Origin of the sequence: Phormidesmis priestleyi BC1401, assembly GCF_001650195.1 — a bacterium.
Lineage (GTDB): Bacteria > Cyanobacteriota > Cyanobacteriia > Leptolyngbyales > Leptolyngbyaceae > Phormidesmis_A > Phormidesmis_A priestleyi_B.
In genome coordinates this window covers 1-16271 of the sequence record NZ_LXYR01000022.1, presented here as the reverse complement: position 1 = coordinate 16271, position 16271 = coordinate 1, and the positions used below count along the sequence as shown (strand labels likewise).

The 16271-nt window shown below is 49.2% G+C and carries 17 protein-coding genes and 1 pseudogene; 9 read left to right on the top strand and 9 right to left on the bottom strand.

Annotation, left to right across the window (positions count from 1 at the left end; all coding sequences use genetic code 11):
- Position 1: 1 nt before the first annotated feature.
- A complete protein-coding gene (locus A8707_RS13195; protein ID WP_068817711.1) occupies positions 2-769 on the bottom strand; it encodes a Uma2 family endonuclease in 768 nt (255 codons plus the stop codon).
- The gene (locus A8707_RS13190) at positions 766-1446 is read right to left on the bottom strand and encodes a Uma2 family endonuclease (protein WP_068817709.1); all 681 of its coding nucleotides are present in this window, start codon (positions 1444-1446) and stop codon (positions 766-768) included. Before A8707_RS13190 ends, A8707_RS13195 begins: the two co-directional genes overlap by 4 nt.
- 163 nt (positions 1447-1609) lie before the next feature.
- Here A8707_RS13190 and A8707_RS30630 point away from each other — a divergent pair.
- Together A8707_RS30630 and A8707_RS30625 are read left to right on the top strand one after the other, a co-directional pair.
- A pseudogene (locus A8707_RS30630) lies at positions 1610-2260 on the top strand (ABC transporter ATP-binding protein); the annotation flags it as partial.
- A complete protein-coding gene (locus tag A8707_RS30625; protein WP_414858402.1) occupies positions 2258-2872 on the top strand; it encodes an ABC transporter ATP-binding protein in 615 nt (204 codons plus the stop codon). The pseudogene A8707_RS30630 and the gene A8707_RS30625, both read left to right, overlap by 3 nt.
- 341 nt (positions 2873-3213) lie before the next feature.
- Here A8707_RS30625 and A8707_RS13180 read toward each other — a convergent pair whose 3' ends face one another.
- On the bottom strand, positions 3214-4575 hold the full coding sequence (locus A8707_RS13180; protein ID WP_068817706.1) for a PAS domain-containing sensor histidine kinase: 1362 nt from the start codon (positions 4573-4575) through the stop codon (positions 3214-3216).
- A gap of 685 nt (positions 4576-5260) precedes the next feature.
- On the opposite strand from A8707_RS13180, the gene A8707_RS13175 reads away from it, so the two are divergent.
- The gene (locus A8707_RS13175) at positions 5261-5485 is read left to right on the top strand and encodes a hypothetical protein (RefSeq protein ID WP_068817704.1); all 225 of its coding nucleotides are present in this window, start codon (positions 5261-5263) and stop codon (positions 5483-5485) included.
- 2 nt (positions 5486-5487) lie between these two features.
- Here the strand turns inward: A8707_RS13175 and A8707_RS13170 are convergent, their stop codons facing one another.
- The gene (locus tag A8707_RS13170; RefSeq protein ID WP_068817702.1) at positions 5488-5709 is read right to left on the bottom strand and encodes a ferredoxin-thioredoxin reductase variable chain; all 222 of its coding nucleotides are present in this window, start codon (positions 5707-5709) and stop codon (positions 5488-5490) included.
- Between the two features lie 100 nt (positions 5710-5809).
- Positions 5810-7615 carry a protein phosphatase 2C domain-containing protein gene (locus tag A8707_RS13165; protein ID WP_068817700.1) on the bottom strand — a complete coding sequence of 602 codons (1806 nt, stop codon included), beginning with the start codon at positions 7613-7615 and terminating at the stop codon, positions 5810-5812.
- Between the two features lie 221 nt (positions 7616-7836).
- Here A8707_RS13165 and A8707_RS13160 point away from each other — a divergent pair, with 221 nt between their 5' ends.
- Positions 7837-8265 (top strand): NfeD family protein, encoded by a 429-nt coding sequence (locus A8707_RS13160; protein WP_068817698.1) that lies wholly within the window; start codon positions 7837-7839, stop codon positions 8263-8265.
- Positions 8266-8300: 35 nt separating this feature from the next.
- Positions 8301-9248, top strand: a complete 948-nt coding sequence (locus A8707_RS13155) for an SPFH domain-containing protein (protein ID WP_068817697.1) — start codon at positions 8301-8303, stop codon at positions 9246-9248.
- On the opposite strand, the gene A8707_RS13150 is transcribed toward A8707_RS13155, so the two are convergent.
- Positions 9245-9658, bottom strand: coding sequence for a Fur family transcriptional regulator (locus tag A8707_RS13150; RefSeq protein ID WP_068817695.1), 414 nt, complete (start codon positions 9656-9658; stop codon positions 9245-9247). The genes A8707_RS13155 and A8707_RS13150 overlap by 4 nt on opposite strands.
- Before the next feature lie 144 nt (positions 9659-9802).
- Between A8707_RS13150 and purS the strand changes: the two genes are divergently transcribed.
- Together purS and purQ are read left to right on the top strand one after the other, a co-directional pair.
- A complete protein-coding gene (purS, locus tag A8707_RS13145; protein ID WP_068817693.1) occupies positions 9803-10084 on the top strand; it encodes a phosphoribosylformylglycinamidine synthase subunit PurS in 282 nt (93 codons plus the stop codon).
- Positions 10085-10098: 14 nt separating this feature from the next.
- Complete coding sequence (gene purQ, locus A8707_RS13140) at positions 10099-10797, top strand: phosphoribosylformylglycinamidine synthase subunit PurQ (protein ID WP_068817691.1); 699 nt, start codon at positions 10099-10101, stop codon at positions 10795-10797.
- A gap of 211 nt (positions 10798-11008) precedes the next feature.
- Here the strand turns inward: purQ and A8707_RS13135 are convergent, their stop codons facing one another.
- Entirely contained in the window at positions 11009-12610 is a 1602-nt protein-coding gene (locus A8707_RS13135) for an Hsp70 family protein (RefSeq protein WP_068817690.1), read from the bottom strand.
- Between the two features lie 218 nt (positions 12611-12828).
- Here A8707_RS13135 and A8707_RS13130 point away from each other — a divergent pair, with 218 nt between their 5' ends.
- Positions 12829-13065: a hypothetical protein gene (locus tag A8707_RS13130; protein WP_068817688.1), complete on the top strand. Its 237-nt coding sequence runs from the start codon at positions 12829-12831 to the stop codon at positions 13063-13065.
- Positions 13066-13077: 12 nt separating this feature from the next.
- On the opposite strand, the gene A8707_RS13125 is transcribed toward A8707_RS13130, so the two are convergent.
- Positions 13078-13908, bottom strand: a complete 831-nt coding sequence (locus tag A8707_RS13125) for an SDR family NAD(P)-dependent oxidoreductase (RefSeq protein ID WP_068817687.1) — start codon at positions 13906-13908, stop codon at positions 13078-13080.
- Between the two features lie 430 nt (positions 13909-14338).
- On the opposite strand from A8707_RS13125, the gene crtW reads away from it, so the two are divergent.
- Entirely contained in the window at positions 14339-15118 is a 780-nt protein-coding gene (crtW, locus tag A8707_RS13120; protein ID WP_231948053.1) for a beta-carotene ketolase CrtW, read from the top strand.
- Between the two features lie 15 nt (positions 15119-15133).
- Here crtW and A8707_RS13115 read toward each other — a convergent pair whose 3' ends face one another.
- Positions 15134-16063, bottom strand: coding sequence for an ATP-binding response regulator (locus A8707_RS13115; protein WP_068817685.1), 930 nt, complete (start codon positions 16061-16063; stop codon positions 15134-15136).
- Positions 16064-16271 lie beyond the last annotated feature (208 nt).

Genomic DNA, 16271 nt, shown 5'->3' with positions numbered 1-16271 from the left:
CTTAAACTTCGTCAGGGTTGATGCCTAGTTTCCGCAACTTTTCGGCTAGGCGATCGGCTCGTTCTGCCCCAGTCGCAATCACTTGCCCCTGCAAATCACACCAGCGTAACCACAGCCGAGTCACAGCTTCCTCAAACTGCCCTTCCCATAGATTGAGACCCAAACCCACCGTTTCTAGCCAAACAGACTGTCCCACTTCCACAATTCCCTCGGCAGGCGTGAGTTCCACATACCGTCCCGATGCGATCGTCCAGACTCGCAGTAGCGCTCCATTCATCTCGGTCTCCCCCTGAATCTGTCGCAGTGGATCGAACACCACATAATAGGGCACGCCAATTTGAGCGTAAATGTCCTTTTTGCAAAGTGCTTTACCCTTCCGTTGAGATCTTTGGCTCACGATCAACTCGTCGCCTTCTTGATTGGAAACAATTTCAATGCAAACATCAGGGACTTTGCCAAACTCCCAGACAAAGTAAGCGCGGTTGCGTCGCTGAGATAAATCTTCGGCACGCTGCACATCTAGACTCAGCAGCACATCAGGGACAATGGGTTCTCCTTTCAGTTTGTAGAATAGCCCCACGTTGGCAGCAGCCAGAAATGGTAACGGTAATGCCTTTGAACTGCAAAGAGGTTCCACCAATAACCGTTGCTGCACTTCTGATTGAAAATTGTCCACGGGGGTATCGTCCTCAATGACGAGATGGCTGATGTCAAGCTCGGTGACGATTTCTTCTGAGTAGTCTTCTGTGTCTAGAAGTTGTTGCGTCATGGGCAGTCATCAGAACCCGATAATTCATTATAACGCTGCCCCTCCCACCAAGCTCTGAGCGATCGCGTCGCCTCAATTTCATCCTCTTTCGCCTGGTCTAGAAACACATACAGTCGCTCTTTGGGCACTTGGGGAAATGTGGGGCTGACCTCAACTTCTACATAAACCCCTTCTTGAAGCTGATAAATCCGCAATACTTTGCCATTAAAGCGCCAGAACTCTGGCACTCCGATATTGGCATAAAATTGATTTTTGGCAATATCTGTATGAGTAATATCTACCTCGACGACCAAATCGGGGGGTGGGTCTTGGTTAAAGTCTACGTTTCGACCTTTGACTAGGGATTGGTTTTGAATGTAATAGGCGTTATCTGGTTCTGCGCCTTTCTTGAGATGCGGATAGTTCATGGTCGTTGAACCCATCGTTTTCATTCGCATTCCCATCACTTCAATCAGCGTCGAAATAAAGCGTTCAATCAAACGACCAGAAAACTCGTGATCTTCCAAAGGCACCGTAATCTCTAATAGTCCATCGTCATAGGTCAACCGAGAGCCACGAGCTTGAGGCAGCGCATTTAGAATTTGCAGATACGCCTCCCAAGATAAGCCTCGCAACACGACTCGCTGCTCTCCGACAGGCTGCAATTCGACTTTCGGTTCTGGTGCAGCAATCACCATTTTCTCTCTCCTGATCTAGTTATTAAATGATAGGACAACGCACTCGCGATCGGGCACCAACCCTCACAATGTTCAGTCGCATGAATTCGTTACAACGGCTGTAGAGTTCGCCTTGCTATCTGCGTTACCATTGCAATATTCATTTTTGGATTGCTTTAGAATCGTGGCTCAGGTTGATCTCGAAAACATTTATAAAAGTTTCCAAAAGGGAACGGGGCAGGATTCTAAATCTTTGGTATTGAGCGCTGAGTTAACTCAAGCCTCAAGCCTCAAGTCTCAAAGTTCTGCTGCTGTTTTGCGATCGATTAATTTGACGGTGCAAGATGGCGAATTTATGGTGTTGGTAGGTCCGTCTGGCTGCGGCAAAAGCACACTGCTGCGCCTGATTGCGGGATTAGAGGAACTGACAGCGGGAACGATTCGCGTGGGCGATCGCGTGGTCAACGATCTGCCACCCAAAGAACGCGATATTGCGATGGTGTTTCAAAACTATGCGCTGTATCCGCACATGACGGTGTATGACAATCTCGCCTTTGGTTTGAGACGAACGACGTTTGCGAATCGAGAAGAGTCTGAAACGTCGCTCCCTAGTTGGGGTCAAAATCTTTTGGTAGGAGCGACTCGTAAACTGCCAAAGACGTTGCGCTATCAGTCCGATCGAGAGCGATCGGTTGATCAGCGAGTTCGCACAGTGGCTCAAATGCTGCAAATAGACCTTTTGTTAGAGCGATTGCCCAAACAACTTTCGGGCGGGCAGAAGCAGCGAGTTGCATTAGGACGAGCGATGGCGCGTAACCCGCAAGTGTTTTTGATGGATGAACCACTCTCGAATCTAGATGCCAAACTGCGGGCAGAAACTCGCGCCCAAATTGTTAAACTTCAGCGTCAGTTGAAGACGACGACAATTTATGTCACCCACGATCAAACCGAAGCGATGACGATGGGCGATCGCATTGCCGTGATGAATGCGGGACAAATTCAACAACTCGCCACCCCGCTCGAACTCTATCACTATCCGGCAAATCGCTTTGTTGCAGAGTTTATTGGGTCGCCGCCGATGAATTTTTTGCCCGTGCAGGTGAAAAGTCCGCTGGGTCTGAGCCATCCTCAGTTTCGTCTCACCCTGCCAGATGAGTGGGCATCGACTCTGCACTCTTATGATGGTGATACGGTTTTGTTAGGCATTCGCCCTGAGCATCTCAGGATCAGCGACGCGGCTCCTGGTCATCTGCCTGTGCAGGTCGAGCTAGTCGAAGCGCTGGGAAATGAGACGTTTTTAGCGGTGAGTTTGGCGGGTGAAATGCTGCAAGCGAGAGTGGAACCCGATCGACCCATGCGATTAGGCGAAGAGTTGTGGTTAGCGATCGCTCCCGAAAAAATTCATCTCTTCAACTTTGAAACTGGGTTAGTCATTCGTCCCCAATAGCGCGATCTGTTCTCTGCCAAAACTGCGGAAGGGAGCGCGATCGCTTCTTTGGGGTGCGACCTCCATCCGATACATTAGAAAAACCAACTACCTTTTGCTCCATCAGGGTTTTGGGTGCCTGTAAAACTGGTCAATGAATCATCAAAAGAACTGCTATAAAATCGTTTAGAAGCTTTGCCAGTAGAGAGCTTTGGTCGCTTTAGTATCAGGTAGAGGTCGCACCCGCAACTTGCGTGTACACGGGAGACAGAACTCTTATCCCCTCTCCTCTTGGGAGAGGGCTAGGGTGAGGGTAGGATCTGTGCTTCATAGATCGATTCAGCAACGCCGAATAAGCGTCCTTACAGCAGTTTATGAGTGCTCGATCGCACTTGACGCGGTAGATCAGCAATAAAGGTTGAGCCTTGCCCTAACGCGCTTTCGACTACGATGTTTCCACCCATTAAATCGGTGAGCGCTTGGGCGATGGCTAACCCTAATCCTGTTCCGCCGTGGGTGCGAGTCATCGTCTGATTGGCTTGACGAAACTCTTGAAAGATGAAGCTTAAGTCGGCTTCTGCAATCCCAATTCCGGTGTCTCGAACCGCGATCGCGATCCGTTCACCCGGAAGGAGATCGACTTGGATTGAAATCTGCCCTTCATCGGTGAATTTGATCGCATTCGATACCAAATTCACCACGATTTGACGCAGGCGAACCCGATCGTTCGTCACTGAAAAATGATCTTGAGCCAGATGCACCTGTAGACATAGGTTTTTGTGGGTCGCCAACGGTCGAAGTTCTGCAACCGTTTCGTTGACCAGATCGGGTAAATCAAAGGCTTCTAGCCGAAGCTCTAACTGGTTTGAGCGCAGTTTTGAGAAGTCTAAAACATCCTCAATTAGACTCAACAAATGCCGTCCGTTCTCAAAGATTCGCTCAATCATGTTAAATTGCTGTGGCTCGAATCTCTGCTGAAAGTGGCGCAACAACACGCTAGAAAATCCCAAAATCGCGTTTAGGGGAGTTCTCAACTCGTGAGACATGGTGGCGATGAATTGGGCTTTGAGTCGATCGGCTTCGAGCAACTCTAAGTTTTGAAGCTGCATCTGCTGTAGCTGCGCTTCAATTTGCTTACGAGCGCCGATATCTCGAATCAGCCAACGCAGTCCGATCGCTTTGCCTTCAGCATCTCTCACAGCCGCAACGGTGATTGCCGCTTCAAACCGAGGTTTATTGCGGGCGATTAGACAAATCTCCCATTCTTGAATACGATCGATGACTCGCAGTTGCAGCAGCAGCGATCGAAACACTCGGCGCTGTTCTTCGGGCACAAAATTGGTTAGAATTTTGCCTGCAAGATGTTTTTGAGATACATTTAGTAGCTCTGCGGCGGCTCGATTTGCCTCATGAATTTTTCCGTGAATATCAGTGACCAAATAGCCATCAGGCGCAAAATCAAACAAGTCCTGATATCGGCGACGCTCATCTTCTAGCTGTTGGCGAGCCTGATGCAACTCTTCATTGTGTTCACAGACTTCTTCTTCTACAACCCGCAGTTCTTCTAGAGCATTTGCGAGTGCCTCTATGTAGCTCAACGCAAGCCGTGGTTGCTCGGTCGGGGCATTACCTATATTTTTATAGAGTTCAGCGGCTCGTTGATCAATGGTTTCTAAATGTTTAACAATCTTGCTACGATCGCTGCTAAGTCTTGCTTCATCCATGTCATCCTATGCTTATTATCAAGTTGTCTGCTGGCGGGAAAAATGATGCTCAGCTTTAATAGTTTTGAATAAAAAGTATTTTCAAGCCTGCCTAAAGTCTTTCTAGAGAATTGAATGAAGCTCGACTCTCTAAAATATAGGGAACGTAAAATGTGAGTTCGGCAGCGAAATAAGTCTATTTCGAGTTGGCGAACATTTTCTAGTCTCCCTGCGTTCACAATTACAGATTAAGAGGTTTTTGCAATCCTCTCAAGGGTTGAGATGAGCAGCCAAAAGGCTTAGAAACTGTGCTCTTCAGCAAATTTATCAGTCTGTGATCACCGTTCAAAGTTCAGCATATGACACTTGCTAGACTAATCTCACGAGAATGTTTAAAGGGCTTTATCTCTACTGATTTCGCAATTCTAGGGTGTGTTTTGAGCCTCTCTCGCTGCGATTCTGCCTCGTCCCTGAAGTTTAGGGCGGGATAACAACGCAGACTAGAGTTTTAAAACACTGCCTAAACTCAATACGCTAGATTGACTAGAGCGGCGAATGTCAATCTTCTTCACCATCAGCTAAGCAGGTAGAGGAAACGAACGGTAAGACGCGTTCCGGCTCCGCTCAACGCCAGACCTCCTAGCAGGTTGAGCGAAGCCGAAACCCACACAAAAAACAAGTTGACTTTAATTGCGACTATCTACTTATGAGCTACCATGACCACCGATGGATGAACCCCTCATCTCCACCCAGCGCTGAAATCCTCGAAATTTATCACGCCACTCATCAATTTTATCAAGAGGCACACTATCGGGAAGATCTCGATCGCGCCTGTGAGTGGTATCACACGATTGCTGCCCAAAACCGTCGTGAGCTTGAAAAAATGCGGGGCGACATCAATGTATTTAGCTGGTTTTGCCGCCAAAAATAGCGCTATATGACCTCAATCTCAAACTCTTGAAGATGCACTCTTAGCTTAGGACCAAGCTTGACTAGAATTGGGAAATTAGCGCTAATAGGTCTGCCGCGCCACTCAGTGACGATCGCCAACACTTCGCCTTCTTGCCCCTTAATGTCGAGCGGCTGGTTTCGATGCTCTGGGTGATGATAAATAACGACAGATTCAATAATACGAACACGCGCACCAACTTCCATAATTCTTATCGCTTCGTTATCAAGAGCATTCACGACGATCGGTCAAACCCAACTGGGCATATCAACAGCTTTTTTATCTTTGCATAAGAGCGTCCCCTTCTCACGGTTTGAGAAAACTCTTGGGAAATCGGTCACGCAGTTGTTGAAATCCAGTTGGGTCAACTGAGTGCCAGATTCCTGCACCCAAAACTCCACTCAAAATCAGCATCACAACCAGTTTCACCGTCAACCCAACTCGGTTCGACTTTTTTCGTTTAGGAGATATCTCTTGTGAGACAGGAATTTCAACCTCTGGCAAACTCAGTGCATTTAATGGATCACTTACCTTTGCGTCGGGGAATCGGATCTCGGATAGTGAAGAAGAAACGTGACAATAAGTGAGCACGATCGAGGTGTTGTCATGTCCGTTTTTCTGATTTGCTAAGTCGATCCAAGACTGCACGACAGATTCTAAAGAGACTTTTTCTTTTAGAACCCGATCGGCATACTCTGACCAAGACTGCTCGACTAAACTGTTGTCACTCAGCCCATCTGAGCACAGCAGCAGCAAGCCATCTTCTTCTAAGATAAACCGCTGCACGCTGGGGTTGAGAAACTGGCTGTCTCGCGTTCCTAGTGCTTGAGTGAGTGCTCCAGCATCGGCGCGCTTGAGCACATCTCGATAGAGCGATCGTCCCTGTTTAATCTCTCGCGTGATCACATCATCATCCACCGTAAGTTGATGACAATAGTGCTGCGTGATCCAATAAGCGCGACTGTCTCCCACATTGACGAGATAAAGCTCGTGCGCGTTGTTGGCGATCGCTCCATTCGACAACGTGACTCGCTGCGGAATCTGAAGCGCCATCACAAGGGTGGTGCCCATTCGTCGCCGAGATTCTCGCTCTTGTTCGTCATTTTGGGCAGAAATCATATTGTTGACGACCCGCACGATCGCTGCCAGTTGTTCTGCCAACAAATCGGGCGGCATCGGCTCAGACTGTTGAGCAATCTCGGTCAGCAGCGCTCTGACTTGAAGCTGAAGCGACTGCACCGCCAATTGACTGGCGACTTCGCCGCCTTCATGTCCGCCGATGCCATCACAAACGATCGTCAATCGCGGACTCAGGTCATCATAAGATTGGGCATGAGCCGTCACCGGATAGCAGGTGTCTTCGTTGTGCGATCGCTGCACGCCCACATCGGTGGCTCCCACCACTTGCAGACGCAGCGGCAGTTGGGCTGACTGGGCAATCAACTGCTGGTTTAACAGGGCTGAGACTTTTTCAAAACTGGCTCCCTGCTGCATCTCGCCACAGATAGCGGTGAGTTCGTCTACGATCGTCGCCTTTGACTCTGGCATCCACACAAGCCAGCACTGCGCCAGATTTGAGAGAGAAGGATTTGCAAACGAGGCTCTGGCATGAACGGGATCTTCTGAGTCTTTAATCAATTCTTTCAGCCGAACTCGCCACCCTTCGACCCGCAGGTTATCGGGTGACAGCAGACTCGACGCAACATTTAAATCTAGGAAAGGAGTCCATAACTGCAACATCTGCCACAGCCAGTAGATTTGACGCACCGCCGAGGCTTTTGTCCAGGCTTCAAAAATGGCAGGTTGCAGGGTTCCGGTGCCGTCCAAAGGGGCGTTTTCTAATAAGAGAATCTCTCGATTCGTGTCTTCGTCTCGATAAAACCCGTAAACTTGGGGCACATGCAATCGTTGAGCATAGAGGTGCAAATAGGGCAGCGCTTCATCGGGCAGCAGCGCAGGCACATGAGGCTCTATTTGAGGCTTAGTATCTGCCCAAATGTGAGGCGCGACCACTTGATAACGATCTCTCACGATCGTGTCCGGTGGCTTTTGAGCAGCGACCTCTCCCACTGCCCAAAGATACGGATACCCCTGTGATTGCGAACTGCTCATGCGCTTAAAAACGTTTATTGTAGGGCGTTTGTGACAAAACCAAGCATCAAAAATCTGAAGGATTGCGGAATAAAGCGGGCACTCTTTGAAGAATGACGTAAGTGGCTTAGCTCGGTCGATTAGGATAGCCGATTTTAAACGATTCGTCTCAAGTCGCTTCACAAAACTCTCAAGAGGGTTGACACTCTATCTAGCGATCGTTCCTTTGCTCAAAAACAGATATGTCTCTGACTCCCGCTATGATTTGGCTTTTGGCAGGGGTTGTCCTTTGCCTGATCGAGTTTGTGCTGCCCACTGCGTTCGTCGCCTTCGTGATGGGACTCAGTGCGCTGATCGTTGCCGCCGTCTCAGCCGTTCTGCCCCTCAACGCGCAGATTATCCTCTGGATGGCGCTTTCTGCGGTGATGGTGCTGGGGTCTCGTCGTTTCATCAATCGCAAAGCGGCGCTCAAACTGGATGCAACCGAAGCAGAAACGTTGACCGAGATTCTGCCAGGGAAGCCAGGACGGGTACTCTATGAGGGCAATTCGTGGAGCGCTCGCTGTGAAACCTTTGATGGGGCGATCGCGCCTCACCAAAAAGTCTATATCGTCGGACGCAAAGGGACGACGCTAATCGTGGTGCCCGAAGGATTGGCACAAGAATCCTGATCATTCACCCGTTCAATCATTAGGAGATTAAGGCTATGTGGGGTTTATTTGTTGCAGCAGTGATTGGAGGCGGAGCGCTCTCTAGCGTCAAAATTATTCAGCAGGGCAACGAGGCACTGGTCGAGCGATTGGGTAGCTACGATCGTAAACTCGGTCACGGACTCAGCTTTGTGATCCCCGGACTCGATCGCGTCGCGTTTCAAGAAACCGTTCGAGAAAAAGTGCTCGATATTCCGCCCCAGCCCTGCATTACTCGCGATAACGTCTCGATCACAGTCGATGCAGTCGTCTACTGGAAAATCGTAGACATGGAGAGAGCATACTACAAGGTGCAAAATCTCAACGCTGCCGTGGTGAATTTGGTTCTCACCCAGATTCGGGCTGAGATGGGTCAGATTGAATTAGACGAGACCTTTACGGCACGATCGCAGATCAATGAAATCTTGCTGCGAGATCTTGATGTTGCCACCGATCCCTGGGGTGTGAAAGTGACTCGTGTTGAGCTACGCGACATCATTCCTTCGCAAGCCGTGCAAGAGTCGATGGAATTGCAGATGTCAGCCGAGCGACGCAAACGTGCCTCGATTTTGACCTCTGAAGGAGAACGAGAGTCAGCCGTCAACTCTGCGAAAGGCAAAGCCGAAGCCCAAGTTCTCGATGCCGAAGCCCGTCAAAAATCGGTGGTTCTCGCTGCCGAAGCCGAACAGAAAGGAATTGTGCTCAAAGCCCAAGCCGAGCGACAGCAGCAAGTACTTCGCGCTCAAGCCACTGCCGAAGCGATTCAGATTGTCACTCAGGCGTTGAAGAGCGATCCCCGTGCTGCCGAAGCTGGAAAAGTCTTGCTTGCTCTGAGCTATTTAGAGATGGGCACGATCGTCGGCAAGAGCGACAGCAGCAAAGTCATGTTCATGGACCCGCGTGGCATTCCCGCCGCGCTGCAAGGGATGTTGTCGATCGTCGATGAAGGCAACGGCAAGGCTTAAGAACCTTGTCCCGACTCCGATCGTGGGTTGTTCTCAGTTTGGCAACGAGTACACAGACCAAAAAACTCCAGCATATGATAGTAGATTTTGAACTCGTAAGACTTATGTAGCTGTTCTTCTAAGTTGTGAACTGGGCATTCGTCGATCGCAATCGAGCTGCCGCACTGCACGCAGGTTAAATGGTGTCTGTCTTCTTGAACCAAGCTATACAGCGCTTCCCCATTGGGCAACGTTCTCACCTGCACCATGCCCTCTAATTTGAGTGCCTCTAAAGAACGATAGACCGTTGCCAGCCCCATGCTTTGTTCACGGCTGCGAAGTTCGATATAAAGATCCTGCGCTGAGATGGCTCGGTTCAGGATTTTTAATGTCGTAAGAAGGCGTTCTTGGCTGCGGGTGCGGGTTCTCATGAGAAGTGGGGACGATCGTCCAAAGTGAATCTAAAAATCTGTCTACCCTAATTGTAGAAGTTCGTCTGTTTTCATCTGGCTGCGGTCTTAGAATGGAAAAGCTGTCGCATTCAGGACGGTCTTTCTAGCAATCAGGACACGGCTGTGACTCAAAACTATCAAGCTCAAATCTATGTTACTCTTCGTCCTTCGGTCTTAGATCCGGCGGGAACGGCGGTGAAATCGGGACTGTCTCATATGGGACATCACAACGTTGAGCAAATTCGGATCGGCAAATATGTTGAGCTGACGATCGCCGCCGACACCGAAGACGCGGCTCGTCAACAGTTAGACCAAATCTGCGACCAGCTACTTGCAAACCCAGTGATTGAAAATTATCGGTTTGACTTGCAGCAAGTGTCTACACCTCTGAACGTCGGTTCATAAATAAAGGATAAGGGATGAACGTTGGAGTAGTGGTTTTTCCGGGATCGAATTGCGATCGCGATGTGGTTTGGGTGACGCAAGGATTACTCAATCAGCCAACTCGCATGATTTGGCACGAAGACAGCGATTTGTCTGATATTGATGTAGTAATTGTGCCCGGTGGTTTTAGCTATGGCGATTATTTGCGGTGCGGCGCGATCGCTCGATTTTCTCCCGTGATGCAAGCCACGATTAAACACGCCGAACAAGGAAAGTTTGTTTTAGGCATTTGTAATGGGTTTCAAGTCTTAACCGAGGCGGGTTTGCTGCCGGGTGCGTTGGTAAGAAATCGGGATTTGCATTTTGTCTGTGATCGAGTGCCTCTCAGCGTCGAGCGAACCGATTTGCCCTGGACAAACCATTACCGGACTGGCGAGGTGATTACGCTGCCGATCGCCCACGGTGAAGGCAGCTATTACGCCGATGCTGACACGCTGAAGTCACTAGAAGACAATCATCAAGTCTTATTCCGCTATTGCAGTGCTGAGGGTAAATCTGATCCGTTGAGCAACCCCAACGGATCGCTAAATCAGATTGCGGGCATTTGTAATCACCAAGGCAACGTGTTGGGAATGATGCCTCACCCAGAACGAGCCTCTGATCCGAGTCTAGGTGGCACTGATGGACTGCGATTATTTGAAGGAATGTTGAGCGCGATCGCGACTATTAGCTAACCCTAAAATGGCGTTGCTGAATTGATGGATGAATTTCTAGATTGACCCTCACCCTAGCCCTCTCCCAAGAGGAGAGGGGACAAGATCTTCAGATCTCTTCTCCTTGGGGAGAAGGGCTGTCGAGGGCTTGCCCCACTTCGTGAGAAGGGCATCAGCAACGCCCCTAAAAGCTTTTATTGAAGAATTAGAATAATGGGCGTTTTTTGTTGTCTCAACTCAGTTGCACCACGGGCTGATCGTCCAAGAGAGTTCGGGCGGTTAGCAAGTCTTCAACAGTGATGCGAAGAAAGCGCTGGTCGTCTACCTGAAAGTTGACTCTGATGCGATCGCTCCCTGGTGACCCGTGGGGATCGAGTTGGGCAATGCTGCGCGCCCCGGCTCGATCGTTGAGCGGCTGCACCTGAGTTTGGCTGCTGGTCAGACTGCGAGTGACGAGCCGATCGCCGTCAAAATAAACTTCTGTTTGAGCGGTTTCGACTCCGAGTTCGCCGATGATTAACTCAATGCTGGGCTGATTGTCGAGCGACGCACCGAGCACCAACTCAACCGGGTTTTGCATCGGGTAAGGCTGTCCAGCTTTGATCAGCGGATGCCAACGGTGGCAGTTATTTCGCCGATCCCAATAGCGAATGCCATAGCCGTGATAGAGAAAATCTTTGATCTGAATGCCTTGACTGAGCTGCAATGCTCCTTGCGCGATCGCTTCAAACGGCTTTTCGCACCGAATCTTTGACGCATCAAAATATTGCCGCACCCATTTCTGCACCGCCGGAATCTGCACCGTTCCGCCAACAAGCAGCACGGCATCAATGTCTTTTACATTCAGTCCCTGCCGTCGCGCTTGCTGAAGGACTTGACCCATCGCCTCATCTAAGTTGTCAAAAAACTGATGCTCGGTGAGAATCTGCTCAAACTGGCTGCGAGTTAGAGACAGGTCATAGCTCTCAAACGTTTCATCATTGAAGTAGACTTCTTGTGCCTGAAGTTGCAGCGAGAGTTGAATTTTGAGCCGTTCTGCTAGACGCGAGATTAACGGAGTCGCGGCGATTCCTTGAGTTTGCGCGAAGTAGTCGACCAACCAATGATCAATATCCGAACCGCCTAAATTTTGCCCTGCCTTTGCCAGAACTCTGGCGATTTTGGGCTTCTGTCCCGACTGTTTGGCAAATGATTTTTGTCCCCATTGCAGAATGAACCCAAGCGGTTTTGCCTGAGTTTGTTCATTGATATCTAACTGCACGAGAGACAAATCTAGCGTGCCGCCACCAAAATCGAGAACCAAGAGCGTTTGGCGATCGCTTAACCCATATCCCAACGCTGCTGCCGTTGGCTCGTCTAACATCCGCACCTGGTCAATGTTGAGCGATTGACAGACTCGACCGAGCCACAGCCGATATGCCTCAAAGCTGTCAACCGGGACGGTAAAGACGATCGATCGCACAATATCGGGATCGGTAGCTTTGAGTTGGGTAATGATCCGAGTCAAAAACCATTCGCCTACTTGCTCAAACGTGATGGTCTGCCCCTCTAATTTAGGCAAAAACCCCTGCACGTTGGAGCCAATGCCCCGCTTAAAGTTGCGAAAAAATCGAGAATCGGTAGCTAAATCGAGGGCACGATCGCGCACCTGCTGCCCAACGACCACTTTCCCCTGTTGGGCATTTTCGACATAGAGCAGACTGGGAATCAGAGGTGGATTTTGTCCTGTGCGAAACGAAATGCCAGGGAGAGAAAGGGTCTCTGGCTGCTGCGTTGCCGGGTTCCAGCGAGTGACGACGGTGTTGCTGGTTCCAAAATCAATGGCATAGGTCATCGGTTCGTAAAATTAATAGCGGAACGGAGAGGTGCCTCTCGTTAAATCGTACCAAAAGCGTTGCTGACAAACATTTTCTCAAGGTCAGAAAACCAGCACCTATATCTTGGGAAATATGGCAAGAAATCAAAATATTTCTTAATATATGTATATGACAAAGCGGTGGATGACTCGATTAGTCCACTGTACCCACATGGCGCTGCCGCAAGGGGACTGATATGACCCGTTCGCATTCTGATTTCATGCCGTTCTTAATAAATCTCAAAAATGGGATTTGGGTGTTGGGTGTCTCCTCCTGGCTGTTTGGAATCACCGATCGCTCGATCGCGACTCTCTCAGATGGCTATCTTTCTGCACTCGATATCGTGCAATTGTTTACTGCGTCTTTTTTCTTTTTGGGCTGGCTGTTGTTGAAGCCAGTAAAACCACCAGTCGTCACTCAAGAGAATCCGTAGTTGGCAGCATGTTCAAGGGGTGCCGTAATCCTGATCTTTGTTCTTGAAGGTGCGTCTAAACACCCACTGCATTAGATCAGGAAACAGGCGATTTGAGGCGATCGATAGGTTGGCAGAGCCGACCACTACTTCAGTACGCTTGTGCTGCACGGCATCCCAAATTGCTTTGGCGACATCATCAGGCTTCTCAATCACTGGAACGCTGAGAACCTGCTCAAGCTGTTGACGACGCGCCGCTGCATCGTCAACAGTTTTGCCTCTAAAAATTGCCCGTTCCATCAGGCTACTTCTAATCAGATTGGGGTAGATGCCGCATACGGTGATTCCCTTGGGCGCAAGCTCTGATTGCAGCGATTGCGTCAACCCTGTAACCGCAAATTTGCTGGTGTTGTAAGGGACTAAATAAGGAACAGGAACCTTGCCGCCGATCGAACTGAGGTTGACGATTGTGCCGCTCTTGCGTTCAATAAAATGCGGCAATAATTCATGAATGGTGTGAATATAGCCCCAGAGATTGGTGTCGATCGTGGTGTGCCAATCTTCTAGTGAGAAGCTATCGACCGAGCCAGACGCATAGATTCCGGCGTTATTGATCAGCACGTCGATCGAGCCATATTCTGCGAGTCCTTGCTGCACTAAATTCTTGACCTGCTGAGGATCTCTGACATCGGTCGGAACCGCTAATGCTGAGTAGCTGAGGCTTTTAAGCTCTTGGGCGAAGGCTTCTAGGCGATCGGGATGACGAGCGGCTAAAACAAGATTGTAGCCACTGCGAGCAAACAAAAGTGCGGTTGCTCTGCCGATTCCTTGAGAAGCCCCTGTGATCAAAACGGTGGGAGCCATAGTTTAACGTGAGAGGGACTGTCTTTTAGTGTGCTCGATCGAGGTTGAAAGTCGTCCGACTTTTGCGGGATATTCACGCATATATTCACAGTTGTCAAAGGCGTTAGCTCTTACTTGAGAGGTGTTCTCAGAGAGATTGCTTGTTCAAATTCACCAAAATATCAGCCTTTAGAACCGCAGAGAGATTCGTTCTAGAGATGGATAGCGGGGAGCACCGAACTCCATAGGATAAAGGCTGTAAACAAAAAGCAGAGAGCCATAATCGAGCACCTTAGAGATTAGGGAAGCGATCGCGGTCGGTCGCTAGAGGGGTGTATATTAACTGAAGGGTTGTTAAAATTTGTAAAGGTTCCAACGCCAAGTTCGTTAGCCTACTCTTAAAAGAAAAAGCCTTCGTCCTGTCCATTTGCCATTTTTGTGGAGTAACTGCGTGACTCAATCCAGTCAAATCTTTGCGCCACTAGCGCAACTCTCTAACGGTGTTCCAAAAGAAATGCTATCTCGCAACCGTGGAGTTTTAGTTGCTTTTAGCATTATCGGCATTTGGGCAGTCAGTCTAATTAGTTTACTCTCGAGCGACATCTCTCAGCTTTCGATCGGGTGGAGAATTGCTTTCACTATTTGGCAAACATTTCTATACACGGGGCTGTTTATCACTGCCCACGATGCCATGCACGGAGCAATTGCGCCTGGTAATCCAAAACTCAATCAGTGGGTTGGCTCATTTGTATTGATTGTGTATGCTCTGTTTGACTATAAAAAGATGGTGAGAACGCACTGGCTTCATCACCAGCATCCTGCAAGTGAGACTGATCCAGACTTTCACAACGGTAAGGTTAAAAACTTTTTTGCGTGGTATGGCTACTTCATGTTTCGCTATTGGAGTTGGACCCGATTGTTTGGCTTAATGGCGATTTACAATATCGTTAGCATTGGGCTTCACGTTCCAGAAACGAATTTAAACTGGTTTTGGGTAGTGCCCTCGATCGCCAGTTCTCTACAGCTCTTTTTCTTTGGAACCTATCTGCCCCACCGTGAACCAGAGGGGGGATATGTTAGCGAAACTCGCGCTCAAAGCAGCAACTGGTCAGTCTTTTGGTCATTTATCACCTGCTATCATTTTGGCTATCACGAAGAGCATCACGAACAACCCAACGTTCCGTGGTGGGGGCTGCCTGGACTTCATCAGCAGCGCGGTATGACTGAGTGAAATAGAGCAAAAGTTTTAAGGTCGAAGTAAATGGACGATCGCCCGAATCAGATTATCTGGCTCAACGGGTTTTGTTAAATGATCTTGAAAGCCAGCATCTAACGCTCGATCGCGATCTTCAGGTTTGGCATGAGCGGTTAACGCGATCGCTGGGGTATTACGCAGTTCACTCGCTAGTTGTCGAATTCGAGACAGCAATGTGTATCCGTCTTCTTCTGGCATCCCAGTATCGCTAACTATGAGATCAGGCTGAGTCTGCTGAAACATCTCAAACGCAGATCGTACAGATTCGGCAGTTGTCACCCTGGCTCCAGATCCTTCCAGAGCAACCGTCAAAAACTCTCGTGTATCGGGTTCATCATCGACAACCAAGACGCTAACGTTAGACAAGAGAGATGAATTTAAGTCAAATTTATTCTCCCTTTTGTCATCATTTTTGATGCGTTTGCTTTCGTCATCTAACACAGGTATTTTCACTGTAAACGTCGCACCTTGCCCTTCTCCAGGGCTATCTGCAGTGATGGTGCCGCTGTGCAGTTCGACGAGATGACGCACGATCGCCAGCCCTAACCCTAGCCCATCTTTTGAGCCAGTGGTGCCTCCGTCTGCTTGACGAAATCGCTCAAACACATAGGGCAAAAAGTCGGGCTGAATGCCTTTGCCCGTGTCGGCAACCTGAATCTGAGCCTGACCGCCAATCTGCTTTAGGGAAACGTGGACGCACCCATGTTGAGGCGTAAACTTAACCGCATTAGTCAATAGATTGGTAACAATTTGCTGGAGTCGGTTCGGGTCGCCTAAAACATATCCGATCGAGCCATCAGTTTGACTGTGCAGTTGAATTGATTTTGCCTCAGCCGCTAACCGCACATTGGCGATCGTCATGTCGATCACGGGAGCGAGACTCATCGGGGCAAGATCAAGCCGCAAATTGCCGCGAATCATGCGCGAAACGTCTAGAAGATCTTCGATCAGTTGGGTTTGGGTTTGAGCATTGCGCTCGATCGTTTCTAATGCCCGATCAATCGTCGCAGCATCATAAGTGCGAGTGCGAAGGGGTGCGACCTCTATTTGATACTATTAGAGGGCAACGGAAAAGCCGTATTGATTCAGTTTGTTCCAGAATTGATCCCAACGCGTTGAGGTCAAGACC